Annotated in this window: 17 protein-coding genes; 7 read left to right on the top strand and 10 right to left on the bottom strand. The window is 41.6% G+C overall.

What is annotated here, in order from left to right; all coding sequences use genetic code 11:
• Positions 1–25: 25 nt before the first annotated feature.
• The 8 genes from trpB to ACED20_RS17105 all read right to left on the bottom strand — a co-directional run bounded on the left by trpB (position 26) and on the right by ACED20_RS17105 (position 7,319).
• Complete coding sequence (gene trpB, locus ACED20_RS17070; RefSeq protein ID WP_294292687.1) at positions 26–1,231, bottom strand: tryptophan synthase subunit beta; 1,206 nt, start codon at positions 1,229–1,231, stop codon at positions 26–28.
• Entirely contained in the window at positions 1,228–1,902 is a 675-nt protein-coding gene (locus ACED20_RS17075; protein ID WP_294292685.1) for a phosphoribosylanthranilate isomerase, read from the bottom strand. The genes trpB and ACED20_RS17075 overlap by 4 nt, the downstream gene beginning before the upstream one ends.
• A gap of 21 nt (positions 1,903–1,923) precedes the next feature.
• Positions 1,924–2,703: an indole-3-glycerol phosphate synthase TrpC gene (trpC, locus tag ACED20_RS17080; protein ID WP_378105930.1), complete on the bottom strand. Its 780-nt coding sequence runs from the start codon at positions 2,701–2,703 to the stop codon at positions 1,924–1,926.
• 10 nt (positions 2,704–2,713) lie between these two features.
• Positions 2,714–3,703, bottom strand: coding sequence for an anthranilate phosphoribosyltransferase (gene trpD / locus ACED20_RS17085; RefSeq protein ID WP_378105932.1), 990 nt, complete (start codon positions 3,701–3,703; stop codon positions 2,714–2,716).
• 36 nt (positions 3,704–3,739) lie between these two features.
• Positions 3,740–4,207 carry a hypothetical protein gene (locus ACED20_RS17090; RefSeq protein WP_294229750.1) on the bottom strand — a complete coding sequence of 156 codons (468 nt, stop codon included), beginning with the start codon at positions 4,205–4,207 and terminating at the stop codon, positions 3,740–3,742.
• Positions 4,208–4,819, bottom strand: coding sequence for an aminodeoxychorismate/anthranilate synthase component II (locus ACED20_RS17095; RefSeq protein WP_294267020.1), 612 nt, complete (start codon positions 4,817–4,819; stop codon positions 4,208–4,210).
• 14 nt (positions 4,820–4,833) lie between these two features.
• A complete protein-coding gene (locus ACED20_RS17100; RefSeq protein ID WP_294241207.1) occupies positions 4,834–6,261 on the bottom strand; it encodes an anthranilate synthase component I family protein in 1,428 nt (475 codons plus the stop codon).
• 599 nt (positions 6,262–6,860) lie between these two features.
• Positions 6,861–7,319 (bottom strand): hypothetical protein, encoded by a 459-nt coding sequence (locus tag ACED20_RS17105; RefSeq protein ID WP_378105936.1) that lies wholly within the window; start codon positions 7,317–7,319, stop codon positions 6,861–6,863.
• A 252-nt stretch (positions 7,320–7,571) separates the two neighbouring features.
• On the opposite strand from ACED20_RS17105, the gene ACED20_RS17110 reads away from it, so the two are divergent.
• From ACED20_RS17110 to ACED20_RS17135, 6 genes are all read left to right on the top strand, one after another.
• Complete coding sequence (locus tag ACED20_RS17110) at positions 7,572–7,799, top strand: hypothetical protein (RefSeq protein WP_294200893.1); 228 nt, start codon at positions 7,572–7,574, stop codon at positions 7,797–7,799.
• An 8-nt stretch (positions 7,800–7,807) separates the two neighbouring features.
• Entirely contained in the window at positions 7,808–8,182 is a 375-nt protein-coding gene (locus ACED20_RS17115; protein ID WP_378105939.1) for a c-type cytochrome, read from the top strand.
• Between the two features lie 3 nt (positions 8,183–8,185).
• Positions 8,186–8,284, top strand: a complete 99-nt coding sequence (locus ACED20_RS17120; protein WP_378105942.1) for an RlmF-related methyltransferase — start codon at positions 8,186–8,188, stop codon at positions 8,282–8,284.
• 3 nt (positions 8,285–8,287) lie between these two features.
• Complete coding sequence (rlmF, locus tag ACED20_RS17125) at positions 8,288–9,244, top strand: 23S rRNA (adenine(1618)-N(6))-methyltransferase RlmF (RefSeq protein WP_345767667.1); 957 nt, start codon at positions 8,288–8,290, stop codon at positions 9,242–9,244.
• A 369-nt stretch (positions 9,245–9,613) separates the two neighbouring features.
• A complete protein-coding gene (lysS, locus tag ACED20_RS17130) occupies positions 9,614–11,314 on the top strand; it encodes a lysine--tRNA ligase (RefSeq protein ID WP_294200896.1) in 1,701 nt (566 codons plus the stop codon).
• A 475-nt stretch (positions 11,315–11,789) separates the two neighbouring features.
• Positions 11,790–12,608 (top strand): OmpA family protein, encoded by an 819-nt coding sequence (locus ACED20_RS17135; protein ID WP_378105946.1) that lies wholly within the window; start codon positions 11,790–11,792, stop codon positions 12,606–12,608.
• A gap of 256 nt (positions 12,609–12,864) precedes the next feature.
• Here ACED20_RS17135 and ACED20_RS17140 read toward each other — a convergent pair whose 3' ends face one another.
• Positions 12,865–13,911, bottom strand: coding sequence for a cytochrome d ubiquinol oxidase subunit II (locus ACED20_RS17140; protein WP_378105948.1), 1,047 nt, complete (start codon positions 13,909–13,911; stop codon positions 12,865–12,867).
• Between the two features lie 2 nt (positions 13,912–13,913).
• Entirely contained in the window at positions 13,914–15,251 is a 1,338-nt protein-coding gene (locus tag ACED20_RS17145; RefSeq protein WP_378105951.1) for a cytochrome ubiquinol oxidase subunit I, read from the bottom strand.
• Between the two features lie 230 nt (positions 15,252–15,481).
• Here ACED20_RS17145 and gyrB point away from each other — a divergent pair, with 230 nt between their 5' ends.
• The gene (gyrB, locus tag ACED20_RS17150) at positions 15,482–17,416 is read left to right on the top strand and encodes a DNA topoisomerase (ATP-hydrolyzing) subunit B (RefSeq protein WP_294200903.1); all 1,935 of its coding nucleotides are present in this window, start codon (positions 15,482–15,484) and stop codon (positions 17,414–17,416) included.
• Positions 17,417–17,470: the final 54 nt, after the last annotated feature.

The following is a 17,470-nucleotide window of genomic DNA, read 5'->3' on the forward strand; positions in this document are numbered from 1 at the left end:
TAAATTGATTTATTTTTATTGTGGATTAATCCTCCATCTTCCTGCTTCCTTCATCCAGCTTTTTCAAATACGTTTCCATATCCTTATCGCCGCGGCCGCTCAGGCAGATGACCACAATATCGTTCTCGTCAAATTCCTTTTTATCCAAGACAGCCAGGGCATGGGCGCTTTCCAGTGCAGGGATAATACCTTCCAGTTTAGTGAGTTCAAAGGCCGACTGTAATGCTTCGTCATCCGTAATGCTGAAAAATTCCGCGCGTTTTTCCATGAACAGATTGGCATGGAAGGGTCCGATTCCCGGATAATCCAGTCCTGCGGAAATGGAGTGCGGTTCGATCACCTGTCCGTCCGGTGTCTGCATCACCAGGCTTTTGCTGCCATGTAAAACGCCTAATGTTCCAAGAAAGGTCGTCGCGGCCGATTTCCCGGAGTCCACGCCGAAACCTCCGGCTTCAGCCGCAATGATTCTGACATCTGCCTCGTTGACGAAATGGTAAAAGGTTCCCGCTGCGTTGCTTCCGCCGCCGACACAGGCAATCACATAATCCGGATTTTCCCGCCCGGCCTGCTCCAGAAGCTGTTCTTTGATTTCCTTTGAAATAATGCTCTGAAACCTTGCCACCAAGTCCGGAAAAGGATGGGGACCAACCACGCTCCCGATCACGTAATGGGTAGTTACGGGATTATTGATCCAGTCTCGCAGGGCTTCATTCACCGCGTCTTTCAGGGTTTTCGAACCTGAAGTGGCGGGAACGACTTTTGCCCCAAGCATTTTCATCCGCGCTACATTCGGGGCCTGCCGCTGGATATCCACTTCTCCCATATAAACGATGCATTCCAGTCCCAGCAACGCGCAGGCCGTTGCGGTGGCCACGCCGTGCTGTCCGGCACCGGTTTCTGCAATAATCCTGTTTTTCCCGAGCCGTTTGGCCAATAAAACCTGCCCCAAAGCATTGTTGATTTTATGTGCTCCGGTATGGTTGAGGTCTTCCCGTTTCAGGTATATTTTGGTGTTGTACTTCTTGCTTAAATTCCTGGAAAAGTACAGTGGTGTTGCACGGCCGACATAATTTTTCAGCAGTTCCTGGTATTCCTGCTGAAAATCTTCCGATTCAATAATATCAATATAGCTTTTCTGCAATTCTTCTACATTCGGATACAGCATCTCGGGGATGAATGCCCCTCCGAATTCTCCGTAATATCCGTTTTCATCCGGGTTTTTATAATTCATTTTGTTCTTATTTCTTTTTTAAATTTTTTTATTTTCTCCAAATCCTTACTACCCGGTTCAATTTCAAATTTTGAATTTATATCCAAAGCAAAAGGTTGCTGATGCAATGTCTTTATGTTATCAAAATTTTCATCTGAAATCCCGCCGCTTAAAAAATAGGGAAGGGCAATATCTATTGTATTCAATACATTCCAGTCGAATGTTTTCCCGGTCCCGCCGAATGCTTTGGAATCGGTATCAAACAGCAGATAGTTGACCGTCGGCAAAATGCTGTCGATGATTTCCTGTAATTCATCCCGGCTCTGATCTCCTACCCGGATGGCTTTAATAATTCCGGTTTTGGGATGGATTAATTTTCTTAGTTCAGCAATAAAATATTCATCCTCATCACCATGCAGCTGAATAAAATCCAGTTTTGCCGTTTCTGCTGTTTCTGTAATTTTTTCCAGGCTTTCGTTTACAAAAACCCCGACTTTTGCCTGATGCCTAATCCTTGAAATTTCTTCCAACGTCAGATGATTCAGTACATACCGCGGTGATTTTTTATAGAAAATGAAACCAAGGAAATCGGTTTCCATCAAAATCAGTTCCTGAATTTGTTCGATCTGAGTCAATCCACAAACTTTAAGTTTTAGCTGATGGCTTTTGGCTAATGGTTTCTGGCTTTCCATCATTGTGATATTAATAAACTGTTATATTGTTACATTGGAAATAAATGCTGTGAATTTATTTCCCGGGTTTTCGTCTTTCATAAAGTATTCGCCCATTAAAAATCCGTCAAAGCCTTTTTCTTTCAGGTATTTAAAATCTTTTTCGCTGTAAATGCCGCTTTCGGCCACAGATAGAATTCCTTCAGGTAGTTTGTTTTTAAGATCAACGGAATGCTGGAGGTCCACTTTGAAATCTTTCAGGTTCCTGTTGTTAATGCCTGCAAAATCAATGTCATTGCTAATATGTTTCAATTCTTCCTGCGAATGGATTTCAAGTAGTACCTCCAGTCCGAGTTCATGAGAGAGAGCCGTAAATTCCTGCACCTGCTGAGGGGAAAGACAGGCGGCGATGAGTAAAATAACATCTGCACCGATAGATTTGGCTTCATAGAACTGGTATTCGTCTACCATAAAATCCTTTCGCAAAACAGGAATATCGATATGGTTTCTGATGCTTAAAATATCATCAAAACTTCCGCCGAAAAACTCCCGGTCTGTCAGAACCGAAACTGCGCTGGCCCCGGAATTTTCGTAAGCAGAGGCCACTTCCAGCGGTGAAACTTTGTCATTGATGATTCCTTTGGAAGGAGATTGCCTTTTAAATTCAGCAATGATTCCGCTTTTGGTTTTTAAGGTTTCCTTTAACGAAAAACCCTTTCTCCCGAAAAATTCCGAATCTTTAAGCTGCTGAACCGGAACTTTCGATTTCGATAAGGCTACTTCTTCTTTTTTCTTTTGGATGATTTTATCTAAAATATTCATAACCGGTCATTTATTCATTCAACAACAATTTCAGGCTTTGCAAAGCTTTTCCGCCGTATAAACTCTCTTTCGCCATGGAAAGGCAGTCTTCATAACTTCCGAATTTAGCGGTGTAAAATAAGGCAACGGCTGCATTGGCCAATACCACGGAATTTTGTTCGTCCGTTCCTTTGCCTTCAAGGATATTCCTGAAAATCTTTGCCGTTTCCTCTGGCGTATCGGCAGCCAGGATGCTTTCGGGTGTTACAGCTGAAAAACTTAAATCTTCGGTTGTGTATACCGCTTCGCCTTCTTTGCTGATGATCTTGCTGTCACTTGTCAGACTGATTTCATCATAGCCGTCCATGCCGTGAACCAAAGTAAACTGGCGGCTGTCTTTTTGGAGAAGGTACTGGTAAATCCGTGCAATCTCAAGATTATAAACGCCAATCACCGAAAACTGCGGCTTCACCGGATTTACCAGCGGGCCGAGGAGATTGAAAAAAGTTCTCAGTCCCAATGATTTCCTCAGCGCACCGACGGATTGCAGGGCCGGATGAAAATACGGAGCGTGCAAAAAGCAGATATTGGCTTTATCCAGTTCTTCCTGAAGCTGTTCGGGACTGTTTTTAAATTCATAACCCAGCGCTTCGAGTACATTGGATGATCCCGTGATGGTAGAAGCTCCGTAATTTCCGTGTTTCGTTACTTTCTGTCCGGTGCCGGCTACCACGAAGCTCGCCAGGGTAGAGATATTAATGGTGTTTTTGCCGTCACCTCCGGTTCCTACGATATCGATGGTATCTTCTGCATCAACATTCACCGGAACGGCCATTTGCAGAAGGGCTTCACGGAAACCTTCCAGTTCCGGCAGGGTAATATTCCGCATCAGAAAAACGGTTACGAAAGCCGTTACTTCCGTTGCGTTGAATTTATTTTGTGCAATTTCAATCATGATGGCCTTCGCCTGCGATTTGGAAAGCGTATGGTGATTGAAAAGATATTGAAGAATTTCTTTCATCTGAGGTTTCTTTTTATTGTTTTAGGTGTCATTTTTTTACTTCGAATTTAATAGACATTCTATTGATTCATAATGTAATCGATCTGCTAATCGGATTAAAAGATCATTACTTCCTAAACTTAAATTTATATTTCTGCCGTAATAAAAAGCATCATATAAATCAAAATCTGTTCTTTGTATTTCAAATAAATGAAGATAAAGTTCGATTCTTTCATTTACTTTAAAATCTTTTAAATCATTTGAATTTAAGGTTTGGGCAAACAATTCAATTTGATAGGCAGTCCAGTTAAAAATATCGGTCTTTATCTTTTCAAAAATATTAGTACTGCAATTTCTTATGATATACATTAGATCATTAGTACCATGATGATCATTCCACCAGTCGCTGTCAAAATTCTCATGTTCAAGCAGATAAGCATAAATTTCCAACAACTCAGAATCTTTACTTTTTGTTTTGTTATTTACATTTGAACTGAATATTTCGTCAAATTCTATTCTGGTCATTTAATTATTTAAAAAATTTCGGATAATCACTTCCCCTTCTGGGGTAAGAATGCTTTCCGGGTGAAACTGGACCCCGTGCACATCGTAAGTTTTATGCTGCAGGGCCATGATCATGCCGTCTTTGTCTACAGCGGTGATTTCCAGTTCTTCCGGTAGATCCTCACGGTTTACCACCCAGCTGTGGTATCGTCCGACTTCAATCCCGCTGGAAAGGTTCCTGAAAATTTTTGTATCATCCTTTACAAAATCTGCGGGTGTAGCGACCCCATGATAAATTTCGGTAAGGTTGATCAGACTCCCACCGAAAGCCTCTGCAATCGCCTGTTGACCAAGGCATACACCCAGGATACTTTTAGTTGGTGCGTATTCTCTGATTACGTCCAGTAAAATTCCCGCTTCTTCAGGAATTCCAGGACCGGGCGAAAGCACGATCTTATCATATTGGTCAATCTCAGCCAGAGTAATCTGGTCATTCTTCACTACGTCCACTTTGGTATCAAGAATTCTTTCGATCATCTGAACGAGGTTATAGGTAAAGCTGTCGTAGTTATCGAATACAAGGATTCTGGCGGTTGACAGTTGATTAACGGTTGATGGTTCGGTATGTGTCATTTTGTTCTTCTTTATTAGTATTTTTCTACCAGTCTTTCTGCTTTCTCTACAGCCTTTTTCAGCGCATTCAGCTTATTGTTTACTTCCTGAAGCTCACTTTCGGGATTGGATTTCGCTACCAGTCCGGCACCGGCCTGGTAATATAAAGTGTTGTTTTTGCTTAAAAAAGTACGGATCATAATGGCCTGGTTGCATTCGCCGTCGAGACCGATCATTCCGATGCAGCCGCCGTAATAGCCGCGGGAATCCTTTTCGTATTTATCAATCAGCTGTAAGGCTTTATGCTTCGGGGCTCCGCTCAACGTTCCCTGTGGGAAAGTGGTTGCCACCATTTCAAAGGGATTGGTCTGTTCTGCCAGATCAGCCGTTACTTCGCTCACCATGTGGATAACGTGGGAAAAAAGCTGGATTTCCTTTAATTTAGTTACCGTAACGTTTTTTCCGAGTTTTCCAAGATCGTTTCTGGCCAGATCTACCAGCATGGTGTGTTCTGCATTTTCTTTTTCATCATTTTTCAGGGCTTCAATCGACTGAAGATCGGTTTCGAGATGTCCGGTTCTTTTAAAGGTTCCGGCAATCGGGTGAATAATGGCTTTGTTGTTTTTGATGATCAGCTGGCTTTCCGGACTGGATCCGAAGAGTTTATAACTTCCATAATCGAAGAAGAAGAGGTAAGGTGAGGGATTGATGTTTCTCAAAGACCGGTATACATTGAATTCATCCCCTTTGAATTTCTGTTCAAACCTTCTGCTTAAAACCAGCTGGAAGACATCGCCCCGCATGCAGTGCTTCTGGGCGGTCTTTACCAGATCGGTGTATTCTTCATCGGTGATGTTTGAAGTTTCCCCGCCGTCCTTTTCAAAAGGATAAATAACGGAATTGTGGTTTTTGATCAGACTTTCCAGCACATACAGTTCAGGTTTTACCCCTTCCATCTGGTTTTCGATGATGTGCATTTCATCATTGTAATGGTTAATGGCAATAACATACTGATACAGCCGGTACCGTAGCACAGGAATTTCCACCTCAGGACTCTGGGGTTTGAAACTCAGGTTTTCAAAAAACTGGACGGCTTCAAAACTGGTATATCCGAAAAGGCTCTGTGCCGTTTTTTCAATCGGATCACTTGTGCTTCCACATTCAAATACATGGGCAAAATCCTGCAGGATCTGAGTAATGTTCTGTCCGCCGATGGATTGCTTTACCGGTTCCTGACCGGGAAGTTTCACTTCAAAATCCGTTAAGGTTTTAATCTCGATTCCGGCAATGGCATTAACGGCAATAAATGAAAAATTGTTGTCGATATTCTTGGAATCCGAGCTTTCCAGCAGGATCGTATCCCTGAACTGATCGCGGATCTGGAGATAAATGGTCATTGGCGTCCGGAGATCGCCCAAGGTTTTTCTTGAAACGGTTTTTACTTTTATTTTTTTACTGAACATCTGCAGTTTATTTTTAATTGGGATTAAATAAAAAAGACTTCAACGGTATCCGTCAAAGTCTCTTTGTATATTGTTTTATTATTGATGCGTTAAGATGGATTAACAGCACGACAACAGCCTCAGACCCGACGAAGAGTTTGAAAGCCACCACCAAATATTGTTGCTGTTACTAAACATGGTACAAATGTATATATTTTTTTAATACGAAAAACAAAATGATTAAAATAAATCTCAAACCTTACAACAAATCCCGTTCCTTTTTTGTAGTTTGTTAAAATTTCCTGCCTCTTGATCTCAAAGCCCGTTTAAATTTTAACTCAGAAATTTTTCGTTCTCTCTCTTCATCTTAATTTTCTGAATTAAAATAAACTTTGTTTATCCTTAACTTTTACCGCTGCAGAATCTTTGCCTGAAAAACTCAATTTTAATGGTTAAAAACGGTATGCATTAAAGTTGACTTTTTTAAGCTAAAATATCTTAACTGCTTAATGTTGGAATTCAAATCAGTTTTTAAGCTAAAAAATTTAAATTAAAGCTCTAGAAAGATCTGTTTTCAAGCTGATTAAGCCTTTCCCGATATTCAGGATCATCGTATTCTTTCAAATAGTTTTGGAGGGCAGAGCGGTAGTGGCTGATAAATTCAGGATTCCCGGGATCGGCTTCGTATTGTATCCTTGCTTTTTCAACGGTTTACGTTTTTCGTATTTCAGCAGCATCTTTCCTTCATCGGATCTGTCATAAAGGATCACGATGTTTTTTTCATAGCCTGGAATGAATTTTACGGGAAACCGTGTTTCTTTACGGGGAATCCTGATCGCATTCTTAATAGGGTAAATGGCTGCTGTTGTCGTAGAAAAGAAAGTCGTAACATAGCTGCCGTTCTGTTTCTTCACAATGGCTTCGTAATCATGGATATACCGATCATTAAGGGTAGAGCTGGTCTCCACATCGGAGGTAATAACAGCCGTGCTTTCTGTGCCGTATTTATTTAAAAACCATGCGTTCAGGAACTGTCCTCCTATCACATTTCCAATGGACAAAATAAAGGCAATGCCCAACAAGTACCATTTTTTGGTAAGAGCGGATACCCCCCCCGAAAATGATAAATAAAAACACCACCGTCAGAAAACCGTGATGGCTCATGAAAAAGAGAATTTTTGAAATGAAAACCATGTTTTAATTTTAAAAAACAATATTAAAGATAATCATTCCTGAATTTATTCTTGCGTAAATATCTTTAAATGGACATTTATCATGAGTTTGAACGTTTATTTTTTATATTTTTGTCTAAATTTTTATAGGAAAAAATAATGAAAAAAGTATTAGCAATCGCGTTTATCGGTGGCTTGGTAGCAGCAAGCTGCTCAAAGAAGCCAAATCATGACTTACAGGACAGCAACACGATGTTGCCTGAACCGGATGCCCCTACGGTAGTGGATTCCACCGCCAGAAAAACAGAAAATTCCCAGGTGAATGCAGCGGAATCTTTACCGGCCAGCCAGGCAAAACCAGATACGGCTACGGCTGCCAAAAAATAATTACGGGAATGGTGAGAAATCTGTTTTTAGCAGGAGGTATGGCCATGCTGATGTTTTCCTGTTCTAAAAAAGAAACCTCTTCTGCTGATTCAGGTGCAGAAACAGCACAGGCTCCGGATCCCGGAAAAAGCAATCTTTCCGGGGACCAGATCATCGAGACGCTGGACTGTTCCGGATGCCACGCCGTAAACGAAAAGATGATCGGCCCGTCGTATCAGCAGATTGCAGACAAATATTCTGAAAAAGATACGGAACTGCTGGCCTCCAAGATCATTGAAGGTGGCAGCGGAGTCTGGGGCGGGGTACCGATGTCTCCTCATCCTCAGGTTTCTAAAGAACATGCCAAAAAAATGGTGAAGTATATTTTAAGCCTGAAAAAATAAGGAATGGCTGAAAAGTCTAACCTGCACCCCAGGAATCTCCACCGGGATCCGTACGATTTCTATCAGCTGATTGCCGGTGTACCCGAACTGAAACCATANTAAGGAATGGCTGAAAAGTCTAACCTGCACCCCAGGAATCTCCACCGGGATCCGTACGATTTCTATCAGCTGATTGCCGGTGTACCCGAACTGAAACCATATGTTTTTGTGAACGCTTATCAAAGTGTAACGATTAATTTCAGCCTTCCGCAGGCCGTTAAGCTCCTGAACAAAGCTTTGTTGTTACACTTTTATAAGGTTCAGCACTGGGATATTCCCGATACCAATCTATGTCCGCCGATTCCCGGCCGGGCAGATTACATTCATTACATTGCCGATCTGCTGGCGGAATCTTTCGGTGAACTTCCGGAAAGCCAAAAGATACAAGGTCTTGACATTGGGACGGGTGCCAATCTGGTATATCCTTTAATTGCGCACCGGTCATACGGCTGGACCATGCTCGGAACCGATATTAATGAATACTCTTTAAATAATGCAGCAAAAATTCTGGATTACAATCCGGATCTGTTACCGGTTATCCGTCTGAAGAAACAGCAGGAACCGGATCATATTTTTAAAAATATCATTGAACCTGAAGACCGGTTTGCCTTTTCCATATGTAACCCGCCGTTCCACGATTCCGAAGTTTCGGCCTTGAAAGGAAACCTGAGAAAAACAAAGAATCTGAGCAAATCAAAAGTCCGTAAACCCGTCCTGAATTTTGGAGGACAGCAGTCCGAACTGTGGTGTGAAGGCGGTGAGTTGGCATTTATCACGAAAATGATACTGGAAAGCAGGCTGTATCCTTCACAGGTCCTATGGTTTACCTGTCTGGTTTCCAAAAAAGACAACCTCTTTAAACTCACTTCTCTGCTGAAGAAGGTAAAAGCTGTAGAATTCAGGGTAATTGAAATGGCGCAGGGCCAGAAGATAAGCCGGGCGCTTGCATGGACATTTGTTCCGCAGCAAAAGCAGAAGAACTGGCTGAATGTTAACCAAAAGCAAACACCTTACGGATGGTAAGGTGCTTAGAGCATTGTGTTTCTAGAATCATCCTGAAAAATCGGGTTTTTGTATTTTTTTTCTCTAACCCGCCCGTATCAATCAATTCCGGCATATTCAGCTAGGACATAATAAAAATACGGGGAAACAAAGTCATCATTTTTTCATACTTTATTTATTTTTGATTCGTGGTGTAATCCAAAGATAGTGATTTTTAATTCATTATTTAGTGAAATTTTAAATTTAATTTTAAATTTTTTATACCATTTGATATCTGATTAATTACTTTTTTAAATATTTTTGATTTAATGGATATCATATTTGATCCAACTTTTAAACTTAATTATTATAAATAATCACTAAATTTGTACGCTTTTAGAAAAATAAGAAATGCAATTATCAGAACAGGAAATCATTAGAAGAGAAAAGCTGAATAAGCTTGTTGAAATGGGAATTAATGCATTCCCGGCGAATGAATATGTCATTACAGATACTACAGAATCGATAAAACAGGATTTCGCAGAAAGTAAACAGGTAAAAATCGCTGGAAGATTGATGTCCAGAAGAATTCAGGGGAAAGCTTCTTTTGCTGAATTGCAGGATTCTACCGGACGCATCCAGGTGTACTTTAACCGGGATGAAATCTGTACCGGGGAAGATAAAACATTGTACAATGAAGTGTATAAGCACCTTTTGGATATAGGCGACATCATCGGGGTAGAAGGCGAACTTTTCACTACACAGGTAGGCGAAAAGACGGTTCTGGTAAAGAACTTTACGCTTCTTACCAAATCTTTGCGGCCGCTCCCTCAACCGCGAACCGATGAAAATGGAGTCGTTTATGATGCCTTCAACGATCCGGAAATGAGATACAGACAGCGTTATGTAGACCTGACGGTAAACCCTCAGGTAAAGGAGGTTTTTGTGAAAAGAACAAAACTTTTCAACGCGATGAGGACATTCTTCAATGATGCCGGATATTTTGAAGTAGAGACGCCGATTCTGCAGGCCATCCCTGGCGGAGCGGCAGCAAGGCCGTTTATTACGCATCACAATGCCTTGGATATTCCGTTATATTTAAGAATTGCCAACGAATTATATCTGAAAAGACTGATCGTAGGAGGTTTCGACGGGGTGTATGAATTCTCCAAAAACTTCAGGAATGAAGGGATGGACCGTACCCATAACCCGGAATTCACCGCTATGGAAATCTATGTGGCGTATAAAGATTATAACTGGATGATGGATTTCACGGAGAAGTTATTGGAATTCTGTGCTGTTCAGGTAAATGGAACGACCAAAGCGACTTTCGGTGAGCACGAGGTAGATTTCAAGGCACCTTACCAGAGAATTTCAATGACAGATGCGATTCTTAAATTCACAGGTTTCGATATTACCGGTAAAACGGAACAGGAGTTATTCGACTTTGCCAAATCAATCGGTATTGAAGTGAATGAAACGATGGGGAAAGGAAAACTGATCGATGAAATATTCGGTGAGAAATGTGAAGGAAACTTCATCCAGCCGACGTTTATTACCGATTATCCGGTTGAAATGTCACCTTTAACCAAAAAGCACCGAAGCAAAGAAGGCCTTACGGAGCGTTTCGAATTGATGGTCTGCGGAAAGGAAATCGCGAATGCCTATTCCGAGCTTAATGACCCGATCGACCAGAGAGAACGTTTTGAAGATCAGCTTAAGTTATCTGAGAAAGGAGATGATGAAGCAGGGCAGTTTATCGACGAGGACTTCCTGAGAGCATTGGAATACGGAATGCCGCCGACCTCAGGATTGGGAATCGGTATGGACAGACTTATCATGTTCCTTACCAACAACGCTTCCATTCAGGAAGTATTGTTTTTCCCGCAGATGAGACCGGAAAAAGCAGTGCCGCAGATCGAACTTGGAGAGGATGAAAAAGTGATTCTGGAAATTTTAAACTCCCGTGAAGAGCCGTTTTCATTGGCTGAGGTAAAAGAAAGAAGTCAGTTGTCCGGTAAAAAATGGGATAAAGCCTCCAAAGTATTAACAAAGAATAATCTCGTAAAGGTCGAGAAAACAGATGAGAATATTTTGATGAAACTGATGTAAGTTTTATCAGGTAAAAATACTGGAAGGTCGTCGTCAGACGACCTTTTTTAATTTACTTTTCATAAAATATTTTTTAAAATGCCCATATTGGGATTAAAAAAATATTGTACATTTGTGTGAATTAAAAAGTATGTTTTCTGCAAGCTTGATCCATCATCACTTTTAAAAGGGACCCTTTGTGAAAATCATTACGGTATCCGAAAAAAAGTTCAAGAAAGCAGTTGCAAATTAATCAAAGCAGAATAATATTTTCATCTGGAATGCTTAATTAGTAGGGGGGTAGATTAATAATGTATTTCAGTGCCGGTGAAAGCAAGCTTTCGCCGGTTTCTTTATTTCTGGCATGTCATGACTTTCATATCAGATTTTACATTTGTCTGTGAAAAGTAATATCTGATTTCACTGAATTAAAAATTTATAAAGACTGCCAACAAACTATTTTCCTCAATTTCCCGTTTAATGAAAAACAAATAAGATGAGAATTCTTATCATATTGATTTTCTTATGTCTTAACAGTAAGGCGCAGATGCTCACTTCGGTATATTTTGATTATAACAGTACGAAACTCAGCAAAGATTCAGAAAAAAAACTCGACAGCCTAAGCCGTTTAAACACGGAGTTGAAATTCAGGATTTTCGGAAATTGTGATGTTTCCGGAACTTCATATTATAATCAAATATTGTCGGAAAACCGTGCGCGCAGTGTCAGTGCCTATCTTCAGAAAAAAATCGGACGTAATATCGAACTGCAGAGTGTAAAAGGGCTGGGAAAGGAAAAACAGATCAACGACAACAGTACGGAGGAGCTGCGCAGCAGAAACAGAAGGGTCGACATATTCATTGATCGCGTGATGGCATCTGGGGAAATTAGATCCGGAAAAATATATGCGAGTTTCTTCAGTAAAAAGATTTCTGAGATGAAAGTAAAAGATACGTTTTCCTTACCCCAGGTGAATTTTATCGGAGGACGTCACGTCTGGCTTCCCAAAGCAAATAAAGTTCTCGCCCAGCTTGCGGATCTTTTAAAGAATAATCCGTCTCTTGAAGTGGAATTACAGGGGCATATCTGCTGTGACTATGATAATTTTGACGGTCAGGACCTTGATCTGAAAACATTTAATCTGTCATTCACTAGGGCTAATGCGATCAAAGAATTCCTGAAATTGCAGGGAATTAACGCATCACGGATAAAAGCTACCGGCCAGGGACATCTTAATCCAGTTGTTTATCCCGAAAGAACGGAAGACGATTTCAGCAAAAACCGGAGGGTAGAAATTGTCCTACTTAAAAAGTAGGAGGCTGGAAGAGGAAATCCGCATGCTGGAAGTTTTATATCGTATTTACTGTTGATGGTTTTGAATTTAAAATAGTAACGGATTGATATTTTTGTAAATGAATCTGATAAAGCAGCCTGCAAAAGTCTGTGAGAATCAGCGTCATTTGGGGTATCTCTCCCATCTGTTCTCTTCTAATACTATGTTTGGGTTCTACAGACAAAACGTTGAATCTTTAAGCTGATATTTCGCGGCATTCTTATCTGCCAGACATTAATTACGGCTTAATCGGCGTTTCAGGTTTTGCTGTTTCTTTAAGCTGTCTTCTCTGTTTACTGAAAGAAACCATTAAGTAAAACAGAAAGGGAAGAATAAATAGCGAACCCAGCATCAGTGCCCATGCCAGAGCATTAATAGTCTTCGGGGCGGCGACATGCTCCAGCAGAGAAAGGTGCTGCCCGTTTCCAAACAAAATGATGTTGGGATTGTGCTGATATGTTGCAGCTACAAGAATCATAATCACCTGAAAGCCTGCCAGGGCACGAACAGGGAGCATTTTTCCGGTATGTATCGCTCTCAGAATCAGCAACAGGCAGATGGTTGCAAAACCGGTTGCCATAATTCCCAATGGCTTGGAAAATACCCACATAACGAGAGGGATTCCTGAAATATAGGCGGTTACAAAAACCAAAATCCCGGTAATGACTACGAAAACCATGGTCTGTTTCGATTTTTTGATCATCAGTTTGAGTTCCATGCGGTCGCAGGTCTCCCTTAATGCAAAAACAGAGGCCAGATAAGCACAGATCGAGATGGTGAATAATCCCACAGCCACACCGAACCAGTTCAGCCAGCTGAAGATATACAGGTCAAGGAAATTATTCGCGTCAGGCTGAATGGAACGTGAAATTGTAGCCGCAGCAATCAGCCCGAGGAAAAACGGTGTGAACAGGCTTGAGAAATAGAAAATCTGTATGTATACCTTCTGCCATTCATCTTTTATCGCATCATAATGCCGGAACGTGAAAGAGGTTCCCCGTGCGATGATACCGATAAGCATCATCACCAGCGGAATATGAAGGTATGTGGAAAGAGTAGTATAGACTTCAGGAAACCCGACAAATAAAATGACGACCGCAATAATCAGCCACATGTGATTGGCTTCCCATACCGGAGCAATGGATTCGTACATGATTACCTGTGTTTTCGGACGGTTTTTTTTCCTGGTCATCAGTTCCACAATTCCAGCACCAAAGTCAGCCCCGCCCAGAATAACATAGAGGCAGATGGAAAGCCAGAGAAAACCTATTACTACATATATCATGATTATTTGCTTTTAGGGTTAAAATTAGGATCATTCGGATCATATAATTTCGGGACCATTTTGATCTGACGACTTAATAGAAAGGCCATCAGAAGGGAGAGAGAAGCGAAAACTGCTGTAAAGAAATAAAACGAATACTGGATGCCCGGCATTGGTGTTACAGCGTCCACCGTGCGCATGATTCCGTAGATAATCCACGGTTGCCGTCCCACTTCGGTTACCGTCCAGCCGGCTTCCAGGGCAATATATCCAAAAGGTGTCGCGATTAAAAAGGTTTTCAGCAGCCAGCTTTTGGTCAGCCATTCTTTTTTGAAAAACGTTGCATATAAAAAAAGAGCTCCGATGATGATCATAATACCCCCAAAGAAAATCATGGTCTGAAAGGCATAATGCACTACCGCTACCGGTGGCCATTCGTTTTTTGGGAAGTCCTTAAGGCCTTTTACTTCGCTGTTGAAATCGCTGCTTACAAGGAAGCTTAAGAGCTTCGGGATTTTGAGGGCATATTTTATTTCTTCTTTCTTTTCATCGGGAATTCCGCCGATGACGAAAGCCGCTCCTTTTTCTGTTTCAAAATGAGCTTCCATCGCCGCTAATTTGATTGGCTGCCGTTCAGCCACTGACTTAGCTGCGGTATCGCCGCTTAAAGGTGCTCCGAATGCTCCGATCAGGGCAAATCCTGCTGCAATTTTAAATGCTTTCATATGGAATTCCACATTCTTTTTTTTCAGGATCATAAAAGCGTGAACCCCCGCAACGGCAAACCCTGTGGCACAAAAGGCAGCTACCGTCATGTGCAGTGCCTGTGAGAACCACGCCTCATTAAACATCGCTTTTATAGGATCTATATTTACATATTCCCCATTGATGTAATCGAATCCTGCGGGAGAATTCATCCAGGCATTGGCTGCAACCACGAGAATACCCGAAACCAGTCCGCTCAGCCCTACCAAAAATCCACAGAACCAGTGGAACCATTTATTGAACCTGTCCCATCCATACAGGAAAAAGCCAATAGCTATGGCTTCTATGAAGAAAGCGGTTCCTTCTAGCGAAAAAGGCATTCCGAAAATCGGCCCGGCGTGTTTCATGAATTGAGGCCAGAGAAGTCCGAGCTCAAAAGAAAGCATGGTTCCGGAAACCGCACCTGTTGCAAAGAGAATCGCTACGCCTTTGCTCCATGCTTTCGTTAATCCCTTGTAGACTTCATCTTTTGTTTTTAAATACTTCCAGTGCGCAAAAGCCATAAGAAAAGGCATCACCATACCGACACAGGAAAAAATGATATGAAATCCCAGTGACATGGCCATCTGGGCGCGGGCTGCAAGAAAGTCGTCCATGAATTGAATTTTTGGGTAATTAAAGGTACGTATAAATTGGAGAAGCACCGTATGATTTACAACAGCAATCATTTGAGAAATAGATCTTAACTTTGATATTTTTTAAGTAAAATACTCCTTTTTATTTATCGGAAAATGCTGTCTTTTTTGACATATTTTAACTTTCACAACTCGAAAAAAATCACGATATTTGTAGGTCTCTGCGTACAGCAGAATTTTTTAATATTTATATGAGTCAGAAACAATATACAGCGAGTAGTATTCAGGCATTAGAAGGAATGGAGCATGTACGTATGCGTCCTTCGATGTACATTGGTGATGTGGGAGTAAGAGGTCTCCATCATTTGGTTTATGAAGTAGTAGATAACTCTATTGATGAAGCGTTGGCAGGGTACTGCGACACGATTTTCGTCAGCATCAAAGAAGGAAACGGGATTGAGGTTAGCGATAACGGTAGAGGAATCCCGGTAGATTTCCATGAAAAGGAGCAAAAATCTGCGCTTGAAGTTGTAATGACCAAAATCGGGGCCGGAGGTAAATTCGATAAAGATTCCTATAAAGTTTCCGGAGGTCTTCACGGGGTGGGTGTATCTTGTGTGAATGCCCTTTCCAACGAAATGGTGACTACCGTTTATAGAGACGGAAACGTTTATCAGCAAATCTATTCCAGAGGAAAAGCACAAACGGGTGTCGAAGAGATCGGCCACAGCGACCAGAGAGGGACCAAGCAGTTTTTCCAGCCAGACGATACGATTTTTACCGAACTCGTTTATAATTACGATACATTGGCAAGCCGTCTGCGCGAGCTTTCCTATTTAAATAAAGGCATTACCATTACCCTGACCGACGAAAGGGAAAAACTGGAAGACGGATCTTTCAGAACGGAAGTTTTCCACTCCGAAGGAGGGTTGAAGGAGTTTGTAGCCTATATCGACGGAAACCGTGAATCGATCATGGAAAACGTAATCTTCATGGAAGGGGAAAGAGACGATATTCCGGTGGAAGTAGCCATGCGTTACAACACCTCGTTTACAGAAAATCTTCACTCTTATGTAAATAACATCAATACCCATGAAGGAGGAACCCACCTTGCCGGTTTCAGACGTGCTTTAACGAGAACACTGAAAAAATATGCTGACGAATTAGGGCTTCCTGCCAAGGAAAAAGTTGAAATTACAGGAGATGATTTCCGTGAAGGATTAACGGCTGTAATCTCCGTAAAAGTAATGGAGCCTCAGTTTGAAGGGCAAACCAAAACAAAACTTGGGAACTCCGAAGTTTCCGGTGCGGTGGATAAAATCGTAGGGGAAATGCTGACGAACTTCCTTGAAGAAAATCCTAACGAGGCCAAGATCATCGTACAGAAAGTCGTATTGGCCGCAAAAGCCAGACAGGCTGCAAAAAAAGCCCGTGAAATGGTTCAGCGAAAATCTCCGATGGGAGGTTCCGGGCTGCCGGGTAAACTTTCAGACTGCTCTTCTAAAGATCCTGCCGAATCAGAATTATTTCTGGTGGAGGGAGATTCTGCGGGTGGAACGGCTAAGCAAGGTCGCGACAGACACTTCCAGGCAATCCTTCCATTAAGAGGTAAAATCCTGAACGTTGAAAAAGCGATGTTGCACAAGGTTTACGATAACGAGGAGATTAAGAATATCTATACGGCTTTAGGTGTTTCCGTAGGAACGGAAGAGGACAGTAAAGCATTGAATATGTCTAAGCTGAGATACCATAAGATCGTTATTATGACCGATGCCGATATCGACGGTTCCCACATTTCGACCCTTATCCTTACCTTCTTCTTCAGGTATATGAAGGAACTGATTGAAAACGGATATATTTATATTGCACAGCCTCCTTTATATCTATTGAAAAGAGGTAACAAGAAGCAGTATGCCTATAATGAAAAAGAACGTGAAGAATTTACGCTGGAAATGTCTCCGGATGGAAGAGGAGTTGAAATTCAGCGTTATAAAGGTCTTGGGGAAATGAATCCTGAGCAGCTGTGGGAAACTACGCTTAACCCTGAACACAGGATACTGAAACAGGTCACTATCGATAATGCCGTAGAAGCGGACAACGTTTTCTCTATGCTGATGGGAGATGAAGTTCCGCCAAGAAGGGATTTCATTGAGAAAAATGCCAAGTATGCCAAGATCGATGCTTAATTGTATTTGATATATCTAAAAAGACTTCAGCAATGAAGTCTTTTTTTTGTCCCT

Source organism: Chryseobacterium sp. sg2396, assembly GCF_042610505.1.
Taxonomy (GTDB): Bacteria; Bacteroidota; Bacteroidia; order Flavobacteriales; family Weeksellaceae; genus Chryseobacterium.